The 19,253-nt window shown below is 68.0% G+C and carries 18 protein-coding genes and 3 tRNA genes; 6 read left to right on the top strand and 15 right to left on the bottom strand.

The genetic code is table 11. From position 1 onward, the window contains the following. Window positions 1-104: 104 nt before the first annotated feature. The 6 genes from AB0H36_RS19525 to AB0H36_RS19550 form a co-directional block, all read right to left on the bottom strand. A complete protein-coding gene (locus AB0H36_RS19525) occupies window positions 105-806 on the bottom strand; it encodes a hypothetical protein (RefSeq protein WP_360524733.1) in 702 nt (233 codons plus the stop codon). 184 nt (window positions 807-990) lie between these two features. Continuing rightward, window positions 991-1,551: a hypothetical protein gene (locus AB0H36_RS19530; protein WP_360524736.1), complete on the bottom strand. Its 561-nt coding sequence runs from the start codon at window positions 1,549-1,551 to the stop codon at window positions 991-993. A gap of 119 nt (window positions 1,552-1,670) precedes the next feature. Next, window positions 1,671-1,743 (bottom strand) — tRNA-Phe (locus AB0H36_RS19535). A gap of 43 nt (window positions 1,744-1,786) precedes the next feature. After that, window positions 1,787-1,863: transfer RNA gene (locus tag AB0H36_RS19540), tRNA-Asp, on the bottom strand. A gap of 59 nt (window positions 1,864-1,922) precedes the next feature. Further along, window positions 1,923-1,995 (bottom strand) — tRNA-Glu (locus AB0H36_RS19545). A 169-nt stretch (window positions 1,996-2,164) separates the two neighbouring features. Beyond that, window positions 2,165-3,340, bottom strand: a complete 1,176-nt coding sequence (locus tag AB0H36_RS19550) for a hypothetical protein (RefSeq protein WP_360524739.1) — start codon at window positions 3,338-3,340, stop codon at window positions 2,165-2,167. A gap of 141 nt (window positions 3,341-3,481) precedes the next feature. Between AB0H36_RS19550 and AB0H36_RS19555 the strand changes: the two genes are divergently transcribed. The 4 genes from AB0H36_RS19555 to AB0H36_RS19570 all read left to right on the top strand — a co-directional run bounded on the left by AB0H36_RS19555 (window position 3,482) and on the right by AB0H36_RS19570 (window position 5,890). Beyond that, on the top strand, window positions 3,482-4,219 hold the full coding sequence (locus tag AB0H36_RS19555) for a hypothetical protein (RefSeq protein ID WP_360524742.1): 738 nt from the start codon (window positions 3,482-3,484) through the stop codon (window positions 4,217-4,219). Continuing rightward, window positions 4,192-4,422, top strand: a complete 231-nt coding sequence (locus AB0H36_RS19560; RefSeq protein ID WP_360524745.1) for a LuxR C-terminal-related transcriptional regulator — start codon at window positions 4,192-4,194, stop codon at window positions 4,420-4,422. The genes AB0H36_RS19555 and AB0H36_RS19560 overlap by 28 nt, the downstream gene beginning before the upstream one ends. Before the next feature lie 17 nt (window positions 4,423-4,439). Continuing rightward, on the top strand, window positions 4,440-4,790 hold the full coding sequence (locus tag AB0H36_RS19565; RefSeq protein WP_360524748.1) for a metallopeptidase family protein: 351 nt from the start codon (window positions 4,440-4,442) through the stop codon (window positions 4,788-4,790). Window positions 4,791-4,915: 125 nt separating this feature from the next. After that, window positions 4,916-5,890 (top strand): hypothetical protein, encoded by a 975-nt coding sequence (locus tag AB0H36_RS19570; protein ID WP_360524751.1) that lies wholly within the window; start codon window positions 4,916-4,918, stop codon window positions 5,888-5,890. A 3-nt stretch (window positions 5,891-5,893) separates the two neighbouring features. On the opposite strand, the gene AB0H36_RS19575 is transcribed toward AB0H36_RS19570, so the two are convergent. Next, complete coding sequence (locus tag AB0H36_RS19575) at window positions 5,894-6,625, bottom strand: polyprenol monophosphomannose synthase (protein ID WP_360524754.1); 732 nt, start codon at window positions 6,623-6,625, stop codon at window positions 5,894-5,896. 60 nt (window positions 6,626-6,685) lie between these two features. On the opposite strand from AB0H36_RS19575, the gene AB0H36_RS19580 reads away from it, so the two are divergent. Together AB0H36_RS19580 and AB0H36_RS19585 are read left to right on the top strand one after the other, a co-directional pair. Continuing rightward, the gene (locus AB0H36_RS19580) at window positions 6,686-8,032 is read left to right on the top strand and encodes an FGGY family carbohydrate kinase (RefSeq protein WP_360524757.1); all 1,347 of its coding nucleotides are present in this window, start codon (window positions 6,686-6,688) and stop codon (window positions 8,030-8,032) included. Further along, complete coding sequence (locus AB0H36_RS19585; RefSeq protein ID WP_360524760.1) at window positions 8,029-8,949, top strand: hypothetical protein; 921 nt, start codon at window positions 8,029-8,031, stop codon at window positions 8,947-8,949. Before AB0H36_RS19580 ends, AB0H36_RS19585 begins: the two co-directional genes overlap by 4 nt. Here the strand turns inward: AB0H36_RS19585 and AB0H36_RS19590 are convergent. From AB0H36_RS19590 to AB0H36_RS19625, 8 genes are all read right to left on the bottom strand, one after another. Continuing rightward, window positions 8,896-10,761 (bottom strand): hypothetical protein, encoded by a 1,866-nt coding sequence (locus AB0H36_RS19590; RefSeq protein WP_360524763.1) that lies wholly within the window; start codon window positions 10,759-10,761, stop codon window positions 8,896-8,898. The two genes, AB0H36_RS19585 and AB0H36_RS19590, sit on opposite strands and share 54 nt — an antisense overlap. 4 nt (window positions 10,762-10,765) lie before the next feature. Beyond that, window positions 10,766-13,225, bottom strand: a complete 2,460-nt coding sequence (locus AB0H36_RS19595; protein WP_360524766.1) for a glycoside hydrolase family 38 C-terminal domain-containing protein — start codon at window positions 13,223-13,225, stop codon at window positions 10,766-10,768. Continuing rightward, window positions 13,222-13,824 (bottom strand): SIS domain-containing protein, encoded by a 603-nt coding sequence (locus tag AB0H36_RS19600; protein ID WP_360524769.1) that lies wholly within the window; start codon window positions 13,822-13,824, stop codon window positions 13,222-13,224. The genes AB0H36_RS19595 and AB0H36_RS19600 overlap by 4 nt, the downstream gene beginning before the upstream one ends. Then, window positions 13,821-14,852 carry an ROK family protein gene (locus AB0H36_RS19605; RefSeq protein WP_360524772.1) on the bottom strand — a complete coding sequence of 344 codons (1,032 nt, stop codon included), beginning with the start codon at window positions 14,850-14,852 and terminating at the stop codon, window positions 13,821-13,823. Before AB0H36_RS19605 ends, AB0H36_RS19600 begins: the two co-directional genes overlap by 4 nt. Before the next feature lie 2 nt (window positions 14,853-14,854). Then, window positions 14,855-15,685, bottom strand: coding sequence for a carbohydrate ABC transporter permease (locus AB0H36_RS19610; RefSeq protein ID WP_360524775.1), 831 nt, complete (start codon window positions 15,683-15,685; stop codon window positions 14,855-14,857). After that, on the bottom strand, window positions 15,685-16,656 hold the full coding sequence (locus AB0H36_RS19615; RefSeq protein WP_360524778.1) for a sugar ABC transporter permease: 972 nt from the start codon (window positions 16,654-16,656) through the stop codon (window positions 15,685-15,687). Before AB0H36_RS19615 ends, AB0H36_RS19610 begins: the two co-directional genes overlap by 1 nt. 4 nt (window positions 16,657-16,660) lie before the next feature. Then, a complete protein-coding gene (locus AB0H36_RS19620; RefSeq protein ID WP_360524781.1) occupies window positions 16,661-18,028 on the bottom strand; it encodes an extracellular solute-binding protein in 1,368 nt (455 codons plus the stop codon). Between the two features lie 141 nt (window positions 18,029-18,169). Beyond that, window positions 18,170-19,243 (bottom strand): LacI family DNA-binding transcriptional regulator, encoded by a 1,074-nt coding sequence (locus tag AB0H36_RS19625; protein ID WP_360524784.1) that lies wholly within the window; start codon window positions 19,241-19,243, stop codon window positions 18,170-18,172. Window positions 19,244-19,253: the final 10 nt, after the last annotated feature.

Genomic DNA, 19,253 nt, shown 5'->3' on the forward strand with positions numbered 1-19,253 from the left:
GGTACTACGGTGAGTCCTGGTGCACCGGGATGCCAGGTCGATTTTGGCCGGCTGGTTGGAGTGTGGCAGACGGGAAGACGCAGGGGCATCGCGTCGCGGTGGACTCAAGGGCGGCAGGATGCGGTACGTGCGTTCCAAAGGGTGCGAAACATGGATTCACTGCCGCTGTGGCGTCCGATGATGCTCGTGAACGGGAAGTCAGCCGGAGCAACGGCAATCCGGGCAACCGGTCTGACCGGGTTGGGGTTGACCCATTGACCCGATTGCAGCAGTCCTGCGACGGCGGGCTCAGCCGTGAATCCGTCTCGGGAAAGCATGTATAACCAGCCGTGGGTGAGCAGCTCCGCGTCCGGCTGGTCGCTGTCGACGGAAAAGAAGTACTGCTGGTGCTGCGTGTCGCCAGGTATCGACCAGACGCCGTTGCGCGTGGAGCGGAAGCCTTGCCCACGGGTCAGGAGGGCGAACCACATCGCCCACACTGGATCGTCCGTCGCGAAAACCGCGCGCTGGCTACCAAACGCCGTGCTGTCGTCGGACTCGCGGTCCGGTCTCAGCTCGCTGATACTGTCGCGCTGACTGCCATGGAACAGCACTTGCCGGTGGCTCGCGAGCCACCGCACGTAGGTCATCGTCTGCCGTGGCGGCTGCAGTCCCTCCCGTGAGCCGGGCGGATCGACGTAGCTCCTTGTGAATTCCTCATACTCACGGTGGGTCGCCAGATCGAGCGGTGGTAGCTCAGGCAACCGAGGCAGGCGCAGTAGAGCATGCAGACCGGCCCCGGCTACGGACCGCAGCGTGGTTGGCATCGCAGGCATGCAAACATCTTCCCGCAGAGGCAGGGCAACGGACTCGTGATGAGTCGCTCGTCCGCCCTGCTAACGGGCTTGCTAACAGCGGCCATGGATCGTGCTGGACAGCCCTGGACAGTCCGTCCGCATCGGCGGCTGCAATCAAGCATGCCGTGATCGAGGATAGACAGCTTGAACTCGACTACGGATCGGATTGGCCAGCCGCTACGGCCCGATCTAGTGCGGCCACAGCCTCGACGAGCTTGGAACCCCCACGGACGGCTCGGATACCGAAGAGTGGACGCATCGCAGCCCGCCACGCTTCTAGGAGCGGAGCGCCGGACGCGAGGATCAGCTCGGCCTTCTCATGATTCCTCCGGTCGCCCAGGACGAGCCCTCGTGATTGATTGGCGAAACGAGTGAGAGGGACGAGGATCCGCTCGAACGGGATGCCGGCGTCGAGAACCGCCTGCTCAAGGTCGCGCGATGTTGCGGCGATCGTTTCCTTCGCTGCGTCCAGCTCCGCCAACCACATCTTGCGCGCGTCCGCCGTCAACGTTCCCGGAGTCTCGGTGCCCAGCTTTGCGGCAGCGACGAGGATTATCGTCAAGCACCGAAGCACAGTCGAACGAGCTCGATGAGCCGCGAGGAGGCGCTCCTTCCGAGCCTCCAGTCGAGGTTTCACGGTCCAGTCGACGCCCAGTGCAACAGCCGCGGATGTCAGCGCGGACACAATCACGGTTGAGCTGACGAGGTCCGGCATTCGATGGCTCCTACGAGTCAAACGGCGTGCAACATCCGTGCAACTGCGGATGGTTGCTGAGGGGGACTCACGGGGACTGGCAGTCGGGCCAGATTGGCCCGAGTCACGCTCAAGAAGGGTGGTCAGGGGCGGTCTCGAACCGCCGACCTTCCGCTTTTCAGGCGGACGCTCTACCAGCTGAGCTACCTGACCGGGGAGAAAATTGGCGGCGGTGTTTTGACACCGCCGCCTCTCCTGGCGACCCAGACGGGACTCGAACCCGCGACCTCCGCCGTGACAGGGCGGCACGCTAACCAACTGCGCCACTGGGCCAGATTTCTCGATGATCCTACAGCATCTTCGAGGTGCTTCTGACACCGGCCTTTCGGCCGTATCCCCAACGGGATTCGAACCCGCGTTACCGCCTTGAAAGGGCAGCGTCCTAGGCCACTAGACGATGGGGACTCGGACCCGCGGGAGCCGAAGCTCCAGGGACAGCCGTAAGCATAGAGGAGTTGGGCGCTGGCTCCAAAACGAGTTACTCAGCAGGCATCGACCAGGGTCCGGAGACCCGCAGGGGCGGGCGCCGTACGCCGGGTGAGAGAGACGGCGTACGGCGCCCTGAGGGGGAGGGCTAGCTGGTTGCGTCAGGGGCGATCAGCTGCGGGTACTGGGCCACGAACAGCTGGTAGAAGCTCAGCGCCGGCAGGATGTGTCCCTGTTCCCGGGCTGAGTCCGCGACGCCGTATGCCCAGAGCGCGGACCGCATCCGCTGGTTGGGCGTTCCGTGGTGGCCGCCCTCGGCGAAGCCGCAGTCGCCCAGCTGGTAGAACAGCTGGCTGAAGAGCTCGACCCGCTTCCACTGCAACGCCGCACCGCGGGCGTGGGTGAGGAAGTACGCGCTGTACGCGTCGGCCATCAGTTCGGCCCACCGGGAGGCCTCAGGGGCCGGCAGGTCGCTGCGCATCAGGTCGCGGGCGTACTGGATGTGGTGACCGAACTCATGCGCCAGGATGGCCTGCGGCGCCACGTCACCCAGTCCGACGCGGGCGAAGCCCTCCAGTACGCCGTCACCGAAAGCGATCCGCTTCGGCGAGACGCGGTACCCGGGGATGACGTCGCCGCCGGGCGCTGCGTACGCGTTGAAGGTGAACAGGGGCAGGTCGCCGTACCCGAGGGCCGCGCTGTTGAGCTCCCGCGCGACCAGGTCGGCCGAGACTCGCGAGGCGACCGGGTCGAGGTTGTAGACAGCGGTGAAGACGCGGTAGTTCACCTCGGCGTCGAGCATCGACCGGCCGTGGGCGGCCACGAGCTCGATGTCGCCGGACGGGATGTCCCAGAACGTCCGCAGGTCGCGGTTCGTGCGGTTCACCACATTCGTGAACTCACCGTTGGCGCCGTAGGTGTACGGCGCGGGCTGCGGCAGGTACGCCGCGTCGACCAGCGCCATCTGGTAGATCAGCACGTGCAGGACGGCCAGAATCTGCTCGAAGGTCCAACCCGCGACATCGGGCATGATCGCCGCGACCACCGGTGGCACGGCCGCCGAGCACTCGTACTGCGTTGGGTCGATGGCCTCGATGAGCGCGTCCAGCGCCGGGTTGTCCGGCAGCCCCAGCTCAGCCTGGACCGCCGCCGCGTGTGCGCGCATTGCCGGTAGATTGTCGACAATCTGCTGAAGCTCGGGCGACAGACTTTGCGGTACGGCGCTCTGCATCGGAGCGGCCGGGGACGCAGTGGCCGCGGCCGCGGGCGGTGCGGCGAGGCCGAGTACCAGGGCGATGGCAGCGATCGCCAGGCGCATTCTCATCCGAATCTCTCTCCTCGGGGGAACTGGTGGGGACGGCAGCAGTATTGGCATCGAGTAGCGCCCACTACGAGGCCTTGCGCTGTCAGAAACCGGCATGTCAGCAACCTGTCGCCACCCCTGCCGCCGGTGGTACACAAGGGCATGGAACCGCTTCAGGCGCTGGGCCTCTCGGCCCCGGCGCAGGCGCTGCTGCTCGACCTGCTGCAGCGCCCTGACACGGCACCGGTCGACCTGGCAGCGCAGCACGAGCAGGTGGACAGCAGCCTCGAGGAGCTGGCCGAACTCGGCCTCGTAGAGCGCAACGGCGACGCCATGGCCGTTCGCCCGCCACGGCTCGCGATGGAGGCCCTGGCGGAGCGTCACACGCGGCAGGCGCAGCTGGCCCGCGACAGCGCGGAGGTGCTCGGCGAGCTCTGGAAGGCCGCAGCCGGTAAGCAGGACTATCTGGAGGTCCTGCCGACGTACGCCGCTTCACAGGCGGTCCTGAACTCCGTCCAGACCGACGCGCAGCAGCATGTCCGCGCCATGACCATGGGCAACATCGCGGCCCGGCAGATACGCATCGTGGACGGGATGTTCGAGGCCCTGGAACGCGGTGTCCAGTACGACGTGATCTACGGAGCCCACGTCCTCCAGGACGCCAACGCGCTGCACATGGTGCAGGCGTGCATCGACGCCGGTGAGACGGCGCGAGTCTTCCCACACGTGCCGCTCAACATCACGATCGTCGACGACCGCTGGGCACTGGTGGGCGCACGGGCCGAGGTCCGGCGTTTGCGGCTGTCGTCGTACATGACTCGCCCCTGCTGGCAGGGATGGCGCGGATCTTCGAGGCACTGTGGCGGATCGCGGTGCCGATCACGAGTGGTACCGAGCTGAACGACGTGAACGCCGGGCCGAGCCTGGAGGAGAAGCGGCTGCTGACCTACCTGAGCGCCGGCCTGACGGACGAGTCGATCGCCCGGGAGTTCGGCGTCAGCGAGCGCACCATCGCCCGCCGCATCGGCCGCCTGCAGGAAGCACTGGGCGCCCAAACCAGGTTCCAGCTCGGCGTCCAAGCGTCAAGGCAGGGCTGGCTCTGACTCACTACGCTGGCAGCGTGATCGAGATGAACCGGGCGGACTTCGAGGTGCTGGTGTCCGAGGCGCTGGACGAGGTGCCGCCGGAGCTGGCGGCGCTGATCGACAACGTCGCGATCTTCGTCGAGGACGAGCCGCCGGCGAGCGATCCGGAGCTGCTCGGGATCTACGAGGGCATCCCGCTGACCGAGCGCGGGCACTACTACGGCGGCGTACTGCCGGACCGGATCACGATCTACCGCAACCCGACGCTGGCGATCTGCGACACCGTCGAGGACGTCGTCGACGAGGTGAACATCACCGTGGTGCACGAGATCGCGCACCACTTCGGCATCGACGACGCCCGCCTCCACGAGCTCGGCTACGGGTAGCCGTTGCCACTTGGTGCAAATCACCCGTAAGAATGCGACGCGGATCACGCGCTTGAGGTAACCTCACTCGGCCGGTATCGGGGACCGGCCTCTTCGTCATCGCCAACCGATTGAGGCCCCCTGTCGTGAGTGACCCGACGTCCCAGCCGCCTGCCTGGAACCCCGACAACGAACCGACGCGCGCGTACCCCGTGCCGCCGGCCCAACCAGTGAGCCAGCCGCAGTACTACGGCCAGCCCCCGCAGCACAGCGGGCAGCCGCCGTACTACGACCGGCCCCCCACTCAGCCGCAGTACTACGGCCAGCCACCCATGCAGCCGCCGCACGACGGCCAAGAGCCCGGCTACCACCTCCCGCCGCCACGCAAGAACAAGACGGGATGGCTCATCGCCGCCGCGATCGCCGTCGTCGTCTCGCTGATCGGTGGCGTCGGAGTGTTCGTACTGACCCGCTCCGACGGAAACACCTCAGCGGATTCGCCCTTGCCCACCGCCACGTACTCCGACGGTCTGTCCTCCCCCGACCCGTCGACCCAGCCGTCCGCGACCCCCACCGACACCCCGACCACGGTCCCGACGCCTACTCCGACTCCGTCTCCGACGCCCACCGAGCGGCGGCGTACGTTGAAGGACGTCGACCAGGGCATCAAGGTGTACGACGACGTCTACGTCAAACCCGCGACCGGCTGGCGGAAGGACCGCTCGACGCAGTACTCGGTCACGCTCGGCTCCCGGAGTCGCGCCGGTGCCGTGTTCGTGATGGTCAATCCCGTCGGCTATCCCGCCCGGGTCGCGGTCTCGGCCGTGGCGGCGGACCTCATCAAGGCCGATCGCCTCACCGGCGTCCGGAAATCGTCCGTCAAGACGCTCAGCCCGGCGAACTCGAACATCGACAACCAGGCCCAGTTGACCTACTCAGGCCGGTACACCACGTCCGGTGGCGGAGTTCTCTCGCTCGTCGCCAAATGCACGACGATGACCGGCGTCGAGTCGATCCACAACGTCACCGTCACGTTGTGCGTCGCCGCCCGCAAGGACGATCAGACAGCGGTCTTCCGCGACGGCACGCGCATGCTGGCCTCCGTCGCCAAGTCGATCTGAGGCTCAGGCCGAACGGCGGAACAGGAGCTTCCAGGGCATCAGGGCGGACTCGAGCTGCACCTTGAGGCTCATCTTGGAGGCTCCGGCCGTGCGCTCCTCGAAGCGGATCGGCGTCTCCGCGATCCGCAGGCCGCGGCGGACCGTGCGGTAGTTCATCTCGACCTGGAACGAGTACCCGTTGCTCTGGATCGTGGTGACGTCGATCCAGCGCAGCGTGTCGGCCTTCCACGCCTTGAACCCGGCGGTGGCGTCCTTGACGTGCAGCCGCAGGATCGCGTTCACGTAGAAGTTGGCCCAGGCGGACAGCGCCCGGCGGTGCCAGGCCCACTCCGCGGCCGCGGAGCCGCCCTCGACGTACCGGGACCCGATCACCACGCCGGCGTCCGTCGTCCGCAGCATCTCGACCATGGTCGGGATCACCGAGGCCGGGTGCGACAGGTCCGCGTCCATCTGGATCACGATGTCGGCGCCCTCGTCCAGCGCGCGGCTGATGCCGGCGATGTAGGCGCGGCCGAGGCCGTTCTTCTCGGTCCGGTGCAGTACGCCGACCTGCTCGGGCGACGCCTTCGCCAGCTCGTCGGCCACGTCGCCGGTGCCGTCGGGGGAGTTGTCGTCGACCACGAGCATCTGCAGGCCCGGCAGATTCAGGTCGGACAGCAGCCCGGCCAGCACGGGCAGGTTCTCCCGCTCGTTGTAGGTCGGCACGACGACCACGATCTTGCTCAGCTCACCCATGACATTCCTTCTTCGGGGACCACCGGACGCTATCGCATCACCCGGTCTAGGGTCTTACAGGTGACCTGGATAGGCGTCGATGTCGGTACGACGAACCTGAAGGTGTGCCGAGTTCCGGGCCGCGCCGGGCCCGCCGTGGTGGTCCGGTCGGTGCGTACGCCGGATGACGCTGGGGAGTTGCAGGACGCCGTACGGCGACTGGTCGGGGAGCTGTCCGACAGGGAGCGGGTCGAGGGGATCGGCATCTCCGGGATGGCGGAGACCGGTGTGCCGCTCGACCGGGACCTGCAGCCGCTCACCAAGCTCATCACCTGGCGTGACCAGCCAGGCGTCGAGCAGGCCGAACAGCTGCGGGCTGAGGTCGGTCCTGAGGAGCTGTACGCCCGGACCGGTCTCCGGCTGAGCGCCAAGCTGCCCGTGGTGACCTGGCGCTGGCTGGGCGACACTCTGGCCCGCACCAGGCTGTGGGCGGGTGCTCCTGACCTGGTCCTGGCCGCACTGACGGGCACCTATGCGATGCACCTCACGCATGCTCAGCGCCTCGGCGTACTGGACCTCCGCACCAGGCAGTGGGACCCCGACCTGCTCGCGTACGGCGGTCTGGACCACCTGCCGCCTCTGGTCGAGCCCATGACGGTCGCAGCGACCACACCGGCCGGCGTGCCGGTGGTGCTGTGCGGTCACGACCACCTGGTCGGTGCGTGGGCCGCAGGAGTGCGTGAGCCCGGTCAGGTGGCTGACTCGCTTGGTACGGCGGAGGCGATCATCACACCGAGTCCTGCGCCGGTGCTGGACGACGTACTGCGGCAGCAGGGCATCAGCACCGGGTGGTACGTCGACGGACAGCATGGGTGTGCGATCTCCGGCAACGGCGCGGCGGGCGGTCTGGTCGAGCAGAGGCTTGCTGCGCTCGACCGCGGTTACCCGTGGCTGAACGCCGTACTGGATGAGGTGGAGTCGCCGAGTGAGCGGGTCATTGCGCCTTATCCACAGGGGCGTCAGGCGCCTGCGCCGGATCCGGCATCGACGTACGACGTGCTGCGGCCGGTCGATGATCCGGCCGAGGAGATGCGGGCGTTGGTGGATGCGCTGAGTTTTCACGCGCGGTGGATGGCTGAGGAGCAGACGCGGTTGCTCGGGATTCCATGGCGGAGCACGGTGGCGTTTGGGGGTCCGGTCAGGCTTGGCGGGTGGATGCGGCGGAAGGCGCTCGCGTCGGGTGGGCGGGAGTTCGCCGTACTCGACGGCGAAGCGACGGCGGCCGAAGGGGCCGCGCGGATGGCGGCCGAGGTGGTGACCGGTACGCCGGTGGAGCCGTTGCGGGCAAGGGTGATCGAGGTTTGTCCACAGTTGGCTGAGGTGTGGGATGGCGCGTTCTGGCATCGATTCCATAAAGTGGTGTCGTGAGCCCGACACTTGATGCCCTTGCCTATCCCGACGGCACCTTCGCGATGGTCGCGATGGACCAGCGCGAGAGCCTGCGCACGACGCTCGCCGAGCACGGGCGGCCCGATGATGCCGCGGCGATCACGTCCTTCAAGGCCGCCGTCGCGGAACACCTTGCGCCACTGGCGTCCGGCTTCCTGATCGACAAGGGGTACGACGCTCCCCGCGAGCCCGGGTGGATCCTGGCGGCCGATGCGCTGACGCAGGAGCGTGGCGGGCCGGTCACGGACACCCAGCTGGACGAGTCGGTGGATGCCTCCGCAGCGCGTGCTGAGGGGGCGGTCGCGCTCAAGCTGCTGGTGATCTGGAAGCGCGACGATCAGGCTGCGCGGCGGGTGGAGATGGCCGCGGAGTTCGTACGGCGATGCGCGGACGCCGGACTGTTGTCGGTGCTGGAGCCGGTGGCGCAGCCCGCGCCGGGTGAGGACGACTTCGAGCTGGACGCGGCGATCGTGGAGGCGGCCGAGGCGCTCGGGCCGGTTCGTCCTGATCTGTACAAGGCGCAGGTCCCGAGCCGCGGTCTCGGCGATCCGAACCAGATCATCAAGACCTGCGAACAACTGACCAACACGCTGGACGTGCCGTGGGTCGTCCTGTCGAACGGCGTCGCCCGCGACGACTTCCCCCGCGCAGTCGAGCTCGCCTGCCGCGGCGGCGCCTCAGGCACCCTCGCCGGCCGAGCCCTCTGGACCCCAGCCCTGGAGACCGACGCCCCGGCCGATGCCCTCTCAACAACCTGCCGAGACCGCCTGGCCCTGATTGCCAACATTGTCCACACCCACGCCCGCCCATGGAAGAACGCCGTCAGCAACGACCAAGCAGTCTTACCAGTCGATCGTCGTGAGGTGGGTCAGGGCGTCTTCGCAGGCGAGGAGTAGTAGGCCTATGCACCAGGAGTGGGAGAGGGTGAGGATGGCGCCGGGTGGGCCGAAGCATTGGGTTTGGTAGTAGCGTTCGGTGACCATGCCGCGGCGGGCGTTGAAGTCGCCGTCGCGGCGGGCGACGAACTGGCGGGCGAATCTGAGGTGCTCGACGGCTGCGAGGGCGTAGGAGTCGTCGCCGGTCCAGGTCGCGAGGGCTGCCAGTTCGGCCGTGCAGATCAGGCCGTAGTTGTGCAGGTGCTGGTTCGACGGGCTGGCGGTGTCTGCGCCGCGGCTGCGGAAGTTGTAGGCGCCGAGAATGGTCTGCGGCGAGAAGCTCACGTCGTAGCTGTACCGGAACGTGAGCATCCAGTCGGCCGCCGTACGCGCCAGCTCGAGCCAGCCGGGATCCCGGTCGATCCTGTAGAGAGCGGCGTACGCGATCAGCGCGGCGTAGCCGTCCTCGGAGGTCGGCGCCAGGTCGACATCCTCCGGGGCGCCGCAGAGCGTGCCGTTGCGGACATCCGCCGCGTAATACGCGCCACCCGACCGCGCCGCGGCCAGGTGTCGCTCGTCGCCGAAGACTTCGTAGGCCTCCGCCATCGCGGCGACCCAGGTCAGGCCGGCCGCACCTCGTCGCGACATCACCTCACCCGATTCCAGGTGGTACAGGCTGCCAAAGTTGCCCTCGGCATCTTGCGCCGACAGGGCGAAGCCGAGGTTCTGCAACGCCGCATCCCGCCAGGTCGGATGCTCCACACGCTCGGCCGCCAACGCTCGCACGGTGAATAACGTCGCCTCGGCCAGCGTCCGCGCATGCAGCCCGCCGGGCACCGGTGTCCACGACTGTTTCCAGCCGCCCTCGGCGTACCAGCAACCCCAGAACGTCCCGGCCGGTGTGAGGTTGCTCGTGATGTGGTCGATCACCGCCGTACCGGCCTCGACGTACGACGGATTGCCGACGCGACGGCCGTGTCGCAGCAGCGCGTGCGCGTACGGAATGCCGCTCACCCACGCGACGTGCATCGCCAACCGGTCGTTGCCGCCTTCGCCGCCGATCAACTCCCGGTCGAAGAGCGCGGTCTCGACGAGCACCGCGGGGTCCTCGCGATAGTGCCACCGCCAGAGCCCGTACGACGTGAGCTCGGCAGCGTCGGCGAGGTCGACCCACGGCTCGACCGGCGGGTTGGTCGCCCGCTCGCGAGCTCGGAGTCGACGCAAGACCGGTGCGAAGCCGGCGTGATCGGCCGGCAGGTCCCAGAGGCCGATACGCAGTTCGTGCGCATCGCCGGGCTCCCAGCGGAACGACTCGGCGAGCGAGGGGACACCGTGTGGCTCGCCGACGTAGCTGAAGGGTTCTTCGCGATAGGGCAGTGAGACCCAGATCGACGCTGGCCGATCCGGGCCTGCTCCGAGGCCGAGGCCGCTGAGACCCAGTGCAGTGTTGGCGTCGACCTCGAGAGCGACTCCGCCGTTCGGACCCCAGCCGAAGACAACCGGTGTGGCGGCGCGGTCGGCGCGGAAGGACCAGTGGTCTGCAACGAGGTCGGAGGCGTCCAACTCGCCTGGGGAGTAGCGCGGGTATCGGCGGATGCAGGCCGGGTCTCGGTTGTCCCCGTAGAACACTCCGGGAATCAGCCAGCGGGGATGCTCCACGGCCGGCACCGGCACCTCGACGCGGATGCGGGCATCTACCGGCTGCGAGCCGTCGTACCGAACCCGCAGCCGCACCTCATGCTCGCCATCGGTCAGGGGATCGACCTGGACGTCGACCTGCCACGCGTCGTCCGGGAGAGCCGTTCCACCAGCGTCCTCGACAGTGACCTTCACCGGATCAGGCTCCGAACGGCGGTGGCTTCGACGGGTTCCACTCGAGCAGATCGACCTCGACCGGAGTGGCCTCGGCCGACGACGGGAGTTGCAAGGTCTTCACCTCGTGCGGTCCGAAGGATGCGTCGACCGAGCGGCCCAGGAACGGCAACTCAACTCGCACCTCTGCCGGACGGCCGCTGATCTCGTAGCCGCGGAGGACCACGGCGCCGTTGTTGTCTTCGGCTCGCTTCAGGACCGAGAAGATCACGTCGTCCGAGCCGTGCACGGTCAGGTAGGACTGCGAGACCGGCAGCGGGCCGTCATGGAAGCACTCGATCAGCGGTGTGACCGGTTGGTTGAGCTCGGCCGCGCGTCGCACCACACCTGCGGCGCGCCAGTCACCGCCGTGCGGCTGCAGCCGGTACGTGAACCGCTGGATTCCCTGATCCAGGTACTCGTACACGCCGTCGTCGTCCAACTGCCGCGGATCGTGCCAGGCGTAGACCGGCGACCGCACGACTGTCATCGCCAGCACCGGCTTCCCGGCCTTGGAGCCGTCGACGGCGAACGAGTACTTCCCGTCGTTCAGGACCGCGACGCCGCCGCCGGCGCCCGAGATGTCCACCCACGCGTGCGACGGCACCTCCTCGCGATTCTGCTCCCGCACCAGGTGCCCGTACGGAATCTCGTGCGTCGCCTCGGACTTCTTCACCGCGAACGGGAAGCACAGCTTCAGCGCCTTCAGCTTCTCCCGCCAGTCGATCGTCACCCGTACTTCGACCGCGTCGGACTCCGCGTCGAGCACGAACTCCTCCACCAGCCGGGACTCGCCGTACCTCGACTCCACCCGGACGACCTGCCGAACGGGCCCATCCGCGAGCCGCCGGACCCGACTGACCTCGAACGACCCTGCCGTGTTCCACAACGACCGGACTCCATGGCTCCAGGTGTCCGTGTCGTCGTCGATCACCTGCGCATGCGCGACCCCGGAAGCCGCCAACGAAGGCCCGTCCGCCAACCCCAGCGACCGCAACCAGCCCGTCTTCGGGTCCACCTCGGCCCGAACGACCCCGTTGTCCAGCACCAAGTCACCAGCTGGCTGACCAAGGTGGTACGACGACCCGTCACCCGGACGCATCGTGTACAGCTGGTACCCGAGTGGTGGAACCGTTGCCTTGAAGGCGATCCGCCGCCGCCCGTTCGCCGTCGCCGCCGACCGGATCTCTTGAACGTCGATCAGCCGGCCGTCGAGCCCTTCGGACAACGCGATCGCACCCCGCAGCGGCGCCGGGTACCCGAGCTCGAGCTCCACCGTCGCGGTCACCGGCCAAGGGTGCGGGTTGAACACGGCCACCGGCACCATCGCCGACTCGGCCGGGATGTCGATCTGCCGCGCGATCGACTGGATCGAGCGGTTCGCCAGCCGGGCCGCGATCGCCTTCGCCTCACCGAGCTGGTCGCGGGCATCGTCGTACGCCGGCTCGATCGCCGTGCCGGCCGCGATGTCGTGGAACTGGTTGAACAGCACCTGCTTCCAGGCGTGACCGAGCTCGGCCGTAGCATCCGGCGTCCCGCTGATCACCGCTGCGATCGTCGTCCACTTCTCGGCCGCGAGCAGTGCTTGCTCGGCCAGCCGGTTCTGACGCTTCACGCCGGAGTGTGCGGCGTAGCAGCCGATCGCGTGTGGCTGCAGCTCGGTCGGATGCACCGGGATGCCGTCGAACGTGCGGGCCTCGTCGAAGAACCGGCGCATCGTCGACGGGAACATCTCCGGGAACAGGTCGCGCCGGGCGAGCTGCTTGATCGACTCGATGTTCTCGATCGTCGGGCCGCCGCCGTGGTTGCCGACGCCGTAGAACACCATCAGCGGCTCGGTGGTCGCCGGCAACTGTTGCAGCGCCTTGGTGACGTGGCCGGAGATCTCGCCGCCCGGAGAGCAGTACTCATGCGGGATCCGGTACGCGAGCACGCGGGAACCGTCCGCCGACTCCCACCAGAACTTCTGTCCCGGCAGCTCCCGCTCGTGCTTCTGCGGCCGCAGGAACGCGTACGAGTCGAGCCGGGCCTTGCTGAGCAGCTGTGGCAGCGTCGCGTTGTGGCCGAACGGGTCCACGTTGCAGCCGACGGTCGCGATCACACCCAGGTGCTCGGCCAGCCACCGTTGCGAGTACAGCGCGTGCCTGACGAAGGCCTCGCCGCCGGGGATGTTGCAGTCCGGCTCGACCCACCAGCCGCCGACGATCTCGAACCTGCCCTCGGCGACCCGCTTGCGGATCCGCTCGAACAGGCCCGGATCGTGCTCGGCGATCCAGCTGAAGTACGCGACCGAGTCCGCCGTGAAGACGTAGTCCGGGTACTCGTCCATCCGGTCGAGCGCGGACCGGAACGTGGCCCGCACCTCCTGATACCCCTCCTGCCACTGCCAGAGCCACACCGCGTCGATGTGAGCATTGCCGATCATGTGCAGGGGACCACGTGTCATGACGTCTCCACGATGTCGGTGCTGAGCGCCCAGCGGTCGACCAGTTCGCTGACCAGGTGCAGGGCGAGGACGTGCATCTCCTGGATCCGGGCGGTCTCCTCGGCCGGTACGACGACCGCCAGGTCCGCCGCCGCCGCGAGATCCTTGCCGCGCGTCGACGTGAAGGCGACCGAGCACGCGCCCTTCGCCCGCGCCGCCGCGAGACCCTTCACCACCGTAAGCGACGTACCGGATGTGCTGAACCCCACCACCATGTCCTGTGGACGAACCAGCGCGGTCACCTGCCGCGCGAACACGTCGTCGTAGGAGTAGTCGTTCGCAATGCAGCTCACCACCGCAGCGTCCCCGATGAGCGCGACCGCGGGGAGCGGGCGGCGTTCGCGGAGGTAGCGGCCGATCAGCTCGCCCGCCAGGTGCTGCGCGTCGGCGGCCGACCCGCCGTTCCCGTACGTGTACAGCACACCGCCGGCCGCGAGCCGGCGGATCAGTTCGTCGGCGACCGCCTGCACCTGGGGGAGTTGGTCCCGCATCAAGGCGGTCACTTCCGCATGCCGCTCCAGCTGCCCGTCCAGCAGGCCGTCCACCCAGAGCTCGGTCATCGGGTCACCTCCAAACGGTCGAAGGCGATCGCCGCGGCACCCAGCACCCCGACCGCATCACCGTGCCTGCTGAGCACCACGTCGCACGCCGCGGCGGCCGGTGGCATCGCCTGTCGCAATGCAGCGTCCCGCACGGGCGCGAGCAACTGGTCGCCCGCCCTGGTGACACCACCTCCGAGCACGACGAGCTCCGGCTCACAGACGTTGATCAGTACGGCGACCATCCGGCCGAGGATCGCGGTCGTCTCGTCCCACACAGCCCGCGCGACCGGATCACCAGCCGCCGCGTGCTCAGCGACATCCCTGGCTGTGATCGCCGGCAGCACCGCAAGACTCGACCCCGCCATCACAGCTTCGGCAGCCCGACGCGCGATCGACGTCCCGGAGACGTACGCCTCCGCACAGCCGCGGGCGCCGCAGCCGCACTGGCGCCCCTGCCAGTCGACGACCACGTGCCCGAGCTCGCCGCCCTGGTCGGCCGCGCCGTGAAACAGCTTGCCGTCAGCAACGACACCGCCGCCGAAGCCGGTGGAGACGGTCAGGTAGACCAGATTCCGCACATCCCAGCCACCCCAGCGGTACTCGCCGAGCGCCGCCGCGGTCGCGTCGTTCTCCACGTACGCCGGCAGGCCGAACCGGTCGGCCACCAAGCTGCCGAGCGGGACGTGGTCCCAGCCGGGCAGACCCGGCGGGCCGAGGATCACCCCGGTCCGCGGATCGAGCGGTCCACCGCACCCGACACCCACCGCGGCCACCTGCCCGGCGACAGCCGCCGCGGTGCCCGTCCCGGCGACGGTTGGCGCGATGCCCGACCCCGCGACGGCCGCCACCGGCACCGAACCGGCCTCGGTCAGGGCCTGCTCGCCCAGGTCCAGCAGGCGCTTGACCACGGCTGCCGGGCCCTCGTCCACGGCGGTCTCGACCTGGCAGAAGGACCGCGCCGTGCCGTCAGCGGAGACGACGCCGGCAGCGAGCTTGGTGCCACCGACGTCCAACGCGAGCACGGGCGGCAGATCAGCGGGATGCACGCTCAGCCTTTCTGCGCGGTCGTGGCCACGCCGTCGAGGATGTACCGCTGGCCGAAGGCGAACAGGACGATCATCGGCACCACCGCGATCACGCTGGCAGCCACCGCGATCTCCCACTCGTAGTGACCCGAGAGGGCGAACGCGTCGATGATCTGTTTCAGGCCGCGCGGCATTGTGAAGTACTCCGGGGTCTGCAGGTAGATCAGTGGCTTCATCAGGTCCGACCAGCTCGCCTTGAACTCGAAGACGAACACGATCACCAGCGCCGGCTTGCAGAGCGGGAACGCGATCCGCCGGAACAGCCCGAAGTACCCGCAGCCGTCCACCCGGGCCGCCTCGAACAACTCGCGCGGGATGCCGAGGAAGAACTGCCGCAGCAGGAACACGTAGAACGCCGAGCCGAACAGGTTCTGCGCCCAGAGCGGGATCTGGGTGTCGATCATGCCCAGCCGGTTCCAGATCAGGTACACCGGGATCATCGTCACCGCACCGGGCAGCATCATCGTCGACAGCAGCACCCCGAACAGCAGGTTCCGGCCGCGGAACCGGAAGTACGCGAACCCGAACGCGACCAGCGCGCTCGACAGCGTCACGGCCGCGGCGGCCATGAAGCCGACGGTCAGCGAGTTCGTCAGCCAGCGCAGCACCGGCGCGGCCTCCCACACGCGCACGTAGTTCGACGGCTGGAAGATCTCCGGGATCAGCCGGTTGTCGAACACCTGCGACCGTGGCTTCAGCGACGCCGACACCAGCCACACCAACGGGTAGCAGAACGCGAACGTCGCCAGCGTCAGGAAGAACAGGAACGGCAACCGACGGTAGGGAATCGTCATCAGCGCTCCCCGTGGTAGTACACGTACCGGTTGCCGATCCGGACCTGGATGAACGTGATCAGCAGGATGATCACGAACAACAGCCACGCCATCGCCGAGGCGAAGCCCATCTTGAAGAACTGGAAGGCGTTCTGGAACAGGTAGACCATGTAGACCAGCGACTCCTCCGACGCCGCCGCCTTCTGCTGCGGGCCGTAGAACATCGTGTAGGCCTGGTCGAACATCTGCATCGCCGCGATCGTGTTCGTGATCACGGTGAAGAACAGCGCCCCGGAGATCATCGGGATCGTGATCCGGAACAGCCGGGTCACCGGCCCCGCACCGTCCAGCTCGGCCGCCTCGTACAGCTGCTTCGGTACGCCGTTCAGCGCCGCAAGGTAGACCACCACCGTGCCACCGAGTGTCCACAGACTCACGATCGCCAGCGACGGTTTCAGCCAGCTCGGATCGGTGGTCCAGTTCGGCCCGTTGATGCCGACCCAGCCGAGCACCTTGTTGACCAGGCCCTGCTGACCGTTCAGCAGGAGCAGGAACATCGCCGCGGCGGCCACCGCCGGCGTCATCTCCGGCAGGTAGAACGCGGTCCGGAAGAAGCCCCCGGCCCGGCCGACCCGCTGCAGCATCATCGCCAGCGCCAACGCCACGACGGTGCCGAGCGGGACGAACATCGCCGCGTAGACGAACGTGTTGCTGAGCGACTTGAGCACCCGCGGGTCGTCGAACAGCTCGCGGTAGTTCTCCAGGCCGACCGCCCGCGGCGCCTGGATCATCTGGTAGTCGGTGAACGACAGCACCAGGCTGGCGATCATCGGCCCCGCGGTGAAGATCAGGAACCCGATCACCCACGGCGAGACGAACAGCCAGCCGGCCCGGTCCTCCCGCTTCGCCAGCGGGCTGCGCCGCGGCTTGGGCCGGCGGCGGTCGGGCTCGGCCTGCCCGCCCGCCACCGGACGCTCGACGGTGGTGGTCATCGAATCAGCCCTGGTTGACCTTGTCGAAGGCGGCCTTGGCCTCGGACTGGGCCTGGTCGAGGGCGGCCTGCGGGGTGGCGGACCCACCGAGCGCCTTGCCGACCGCGTTCTTCCAGGCGGCGTCGATCTCCGCGCCGGCCGGTGACGGGTTCATCGACTTCGCCTTGTCCAGCACGTCGTAGTAGTTGTTGATCGCCTGGTCGAAGCCGGCGTCACCGGTGGGCTCGAGGTATTTCGCCTTGATCTCCTCGTCGGCCTTCTTGTTCCCGGTGAACAGGCCGGTGAAGAAGCTCTTGTCCTTGGTCACGGTCTGCATCCGCGCCTCGGCAGCCTTGTGCCAGGTCTCCAGCGACGTCATCGTCTTCGCCCACTGGCAGGCGGCGTTCATGTTCTTGGCGCCCTTCGGCACCACCCAGGCCGAGCCGCCGATGGTGCTGATCGGCTCGCCCTGCCGGTTGGTGAACATCGTCGACTGCAGTTCGAGACCCTGCTTGCGCGAGTCGAGCAGGACGTTGACGTACCAGTTCTCGATCGGGAACGCGGCCAGTTGGTCCTTGGTGAACTGGTTCTTCTCGCCGAACAGATCGAAGGTGTCGCGGAAGGTCTTGAAGTTCGACCAGCCGCCCTGGTCGGTGATCAACTTGATCGTGTACTGCAGCGCCTCGACCGCCTTCGGGTCGTTCAGGTTCGGCTCGCCGCCGGGCTTGACCAGCTCGGCGCCGTTGGCCATCGCCCAGAGCGGGAAGAAGTCCGGCATCTTCGGGTCGTAGCCGATCCGGGCCGGGCGGCCGCTCTTGGCGACGTACAGCTTCTTGACCGTCTGCTCGAGCTTGTCCCAGTCAGCGGTCTGGATGTCGCTGGTCTGCACGCCGGCGGACTTCAGCGCCTTGCCGCTGATCAGGTTGGTCGAGACCGTGTAGAACTCCGGGATGCCGTAGGTCTTGTCCTTCAGCTTCACCTCGTTCATCGCGGCTTCGCGGTACTGGGTGGTATCGATTCCACTGTTCTTGATGCAGTCGTCCAGCGGCTGGATCGCGCCCTTCGCCGCGTACGTCCCGATCAGGTTGCGGGCCATGTAGACGACGTCCGGCGGGTTGCCGCTGGACACCGCGGTGAGGAACTGCTGGGCGTCGAAGTCGCCCTTGTTGTTCTTCACGGTGACGGTCGGGTACGCCGCCTTGAACGCGTTCACCCGGGACTGGGCCACCTCGTCCTCACCGCTGAAACCCATCACGTTCAGGGTTCCCGACGGGGTCGAGTCGGTGGAGCCGGGGGTGCTGCCACCGGAGTCCTCCTTGTTCCCGACGCCGGCGCAGGCGGTCAGAACCAGGGTCCCGGCGGCCAGCGCCACGGGAAGGCGCAGGTGCTTCATTGCGTGTGCTCCTAATCCTCGACAGGGGGCGAGTGGCCGAAATGTGGTATCGATGCCACATTTGGTTGCAGAGCACGTTAGGTGTGAGATTCTGCCGACGTCAAGACGTCAGATGGGAGGTTGTGGACAACAGACCGGGAATCAGCGCGGCGCGGGACCGGTGGAGCCGCGCACGATCAGCCGCGGTGGCACCCGCACGATCCGCCGCTTCGTGGGGAGCTCCCCGCGGATCCGGGCCAGCAGCAACCGCGCGCAGCTGCGCCCGAGCTCGACGGTGTGCTGGTCGACCGTGGTCAGCGCCGGCTGGACCAGCGACATCCACGGCACGTCGTCGTACGCCGCGACGCTGAGCTGGCGAGGGATCTTCAGCCGCCGGTCCTTGATCTCGGCCAGCGCACCCTGCGCCAGCACGTTGTTCGCGGAGATGATTGCGGTGACGTCGTGGTCGTTCAGCAGCTTGCGGGTCGTCTCCCGGGCCGCATCCGCGTCGAAGCTGGTGTACGCGATCAGGTCCTCGTCCAGGTCGACGAAGTTGTCCAGGTGCGCGGCCCGGAAGCCGGCCAGCCGCCCGGCGCCGGTCGACCACTTGGTCTCGTCGATCAGCAGCCCGATCCGGGTGTGCCCGAGAGCCAGCAGGTGGTCGGTCAGCTCGCGCGCCCCGGCCTTGTTGTCGCTCATCACCACGTCGCCGTTGCCCCGGCCGAGTTCACGGTCCGCACACACCACGTGGACGCCGTTCTCCTGCAGCACCCGCGGGCACTTGGCAGTGACTGGCGTGACGATCACACCGGGGACCCGCATCGCCAGCAGTGTCTCGGCGGCCCGCATCTCCTCTGCCGGGTCGCCGTTGTCGTTGACAAGCACCATCTGGTACTCCGCCGCCCGCAGCTCCTCCTCGATACCGGCAGCCAGGTCGGCGTAGAAGGGGTTGCGCAGGTCGGAGATGAGCACGCCGATCGAGGTCGACGTACGGCTCCGCAGGTTGCGGGCGTTGTGGTCGAGCACGTAGCCGATCCGCTCGGCCGCTGCCCGCACGCGAGCCCGTACGGCGGGGGACGCGTAGCCGCGGGTGTGCAGCGCGCGTGACACCGTCGACGGTGAGACACCGGCCTCGCGGGCCACGTCCTGCACCGTCGGACGCCGTACAGACGGCTGCGCAGGCTGGACCGGCTGCTGTTGCACGGCCCGTGCTGCCTGCTGCCCCCGGGGACTCATGGGCCGCAGT

It is taken from the genome of Kribbella sp. NPDC050820, from assembly GCF_040653975.1.
Taxonomy (GTDB): Bacteria; Actinomycetota; Actinomycetes; order Propionibacteriales; family Kribbellaceae; genus Kribbella.